General features: G+C 29.4%; 3 protein-coding genes. All 3 read left to right on the top strand.

Annotated elements, in window-relative coordinates; genetic code table 11:
• A partial coding sequence (locus tag SVN78_10295) for a hypothetical protein (protein MDY6821996.1) occupies window positions 1-366 on the top strand: 366 nt, incomplete at its 5' end.
• A gap of 8 nt (window positions 367-374) precedes the next feature.
• Window positions 375-2,075, top strand: coding sequence for a flagellar hook-associated protein FlgK (gene flgK / locus SVN78_10290; protein ID MDY6821995.1), 1,701 nt, complete (start codon window positions 375-377; stop codon window positions 2,073-2,075).
• A 1-nt stretch (window position 2,076) separates the two neighbouring features.
• A partial coding sequence (locus tag SVN78_10285) for a hypothetical protein (protein MDY6821994.1) occupies window positions 2,077-2,294 on the top strand: 218 nt, incomplete at its 3' end.

Raw genomic sequence — 2,294 nt, 5'->3', positions numbered from 1 at the left:
GTTATATCGATAAACAAGAAAAAAGAGAATATTTTTTATAAAGAAAAAATTTTAGAAGAGGCAAGAATAGGTTTTATAAAAAGGATAACAGGTGATCAAGATCATACAAAATATACATATGAAAATATAGTAAATTTTATTTGCGATGAAGAAAAGAGGGTATGTTTTATAAGTTTGTGCAATGACATATTGAATATAGTAAATAGTATAGAGGATTATAACTCAAAAATTAAAATACTGTATAAAAATAACATAAAAATAATAGACGAATTTTTTAGTAGGGCAGTTAAAGGTATGACTAAAACATATTCAGCAAATAAAAAAATTGATCCTAGTAGTATATCTATTATAAGAAAGAGTGTTTAAGGTGGAAAATGGTTAATATGTATGATTCTTTAAATAAAGCTGCAGCAGGTTTAGCAAGTTCGCAGGCAGGTTTAAATGTTACAGGTAATAATATAAACAATATTAATACAGAAGGCTATTCAAGGCAGAGGGTTGAAATAAAGAATGATAATGGTCTTATTATAACTGAGGATCCAAAAAGGGTATATAGTGATATAATTGCAAAAAATTTAAGGCATGAAAAATCTGATTATGAACAGTATGACACAATGGAAAACGGATTAAAAAGTGTTAATATATATTTTAATGAATTAGAAATTGGTGCCGGACTTGGAGATTCATTTAAAGAATATTTTAATGCATGGAGTGACTTAGCAAACACTACCCCTGATAATACTGCAGAAAGCCTATCAAAGAAAGAAGTTGTAGTTGATAAGGCATCAGTTTTAACTAATAAAATCAATGAAACTGCCAAATCAATAGAGAGGCAGAGAAATGATAGCAATGAGAAAATAAAAGATTATACAAAAAAAGCGAATGAGCTAGCGGATGAGATAGCTTCTATTAATAAAAAGATTGTAAGTATTGAAAATGATTATAAAAAAGCCAACGAATTGAGAGATAGAAGGGATGTGTTATTAGATCAATTGTCAGAATTGGTTGATATAACAACATTTGAACATGCCAACGGAATGGTGTCTGTATATGTGGCCAATAATCCGCTAGTTGATGGATTGGTTAGTAATAAATTAATTTTAAAGGAAAATAGTGAAAATTATTATGATATATTTTTAGGTAATGAAAAATATGGTGAAAATATAAATATAACAACGAATATCAAAGCTGGGAAGATCAAAGGCGAATTAGAGCTTAGAGATAATTATTATAAAGAATATACAGATAAATTAGATAACTTAAAGGAAGCCCTTATTTTTGAAACAAATAAGATATATACCACTGGTTATGGAGAATCTTATTTCAATAGCCTAACATCAGCAAAAGGAGTTTTATCTAAAGATGCTAAACTTACTAATGATCCTATAATAGGAGATAAAATACAAAAGGGAACAGTCCAATTTAGCATTTTTGATAGTAGCGGAAACCATATAGATGATATCTCCATAAATATAGACCCAACTGTAGATTCTCTTAACAGCATAGCTAGCGAAATAAATGAAGATAAAAATATACCCATTCACGCTTCAGTGACAGAAGATGGAAGATTGCAAGTTAGAGGGGAAAAAGATTATACCTTTGCTGTTAAAAATGATACAACTAATTTATTAGCAGCACTTCAATTTAATGCCTTTTTTATTGATGATTCAAGCGGGGAGATTAAAGTTAACGATCTTGTAAAAGAAAATTTAAACTATTTAAATACGCACTCCTTTGTCTCTTCAGGGGATAATTCTAATGCTTTATCATTAGCTAATCTAAAATATAAGAGTATTGAATCTTTAAACAATCAGACTATTGAAGGCTATTACACAGTTTTAACTACAAAAATCGCTTCTGATATCTCTGAAATAAAATCTTTTAAAAGCACAAAAGATTATGCTGTAAGACAGATGGAGCTTAAGCTAGATGAGGTTAAAGGTGTTTCTTTGGATGAAGAATTTATAAATATGTTGAAATTCCAAAAGGCTTATGAGGCCAATGCAAGAATGGTTACAGCAATCGATCAGATGATGGATACAATTATAAATAATATGGGCATTGTTGGGAGATAATATGAGAGTGACTTTTAATACATTTAATTACAAAAATTTAGAAAATATTAATAGAGACCTTAACAGTATATTAGATGCAAGCGAGAAGGTGTCAAAGGGTATGAACCTTATTAACCCAGAGAATGACCCTGTTAATTACTCAGATGCAATAAGCACTCAAAGGACGATAGATGAAGCTAAACAATTCCAAAGAAATGCTGAAAATGCAAAACTGTGGGT

This window comes from Deferribacterota bacterium, from assembly GCA_034189185.1.
GTDB lineage: Bacteria > Chrysiogenota > Deferribacteres > Deferribacterales > UBA228 > UBA228.
This window is presented reverse-complemented; position numbering and strand designations above follow the sequence as displayed.

What these genes read in the sequence shown, in the direction of transcription:
- flgK (MDY6821995.1), top strand. Translation starts at nt 375, where the DNA reads ATGGTTAATATGTATGATTCTTTAAATAAAGCTGCAGCAGGTTTAGCA.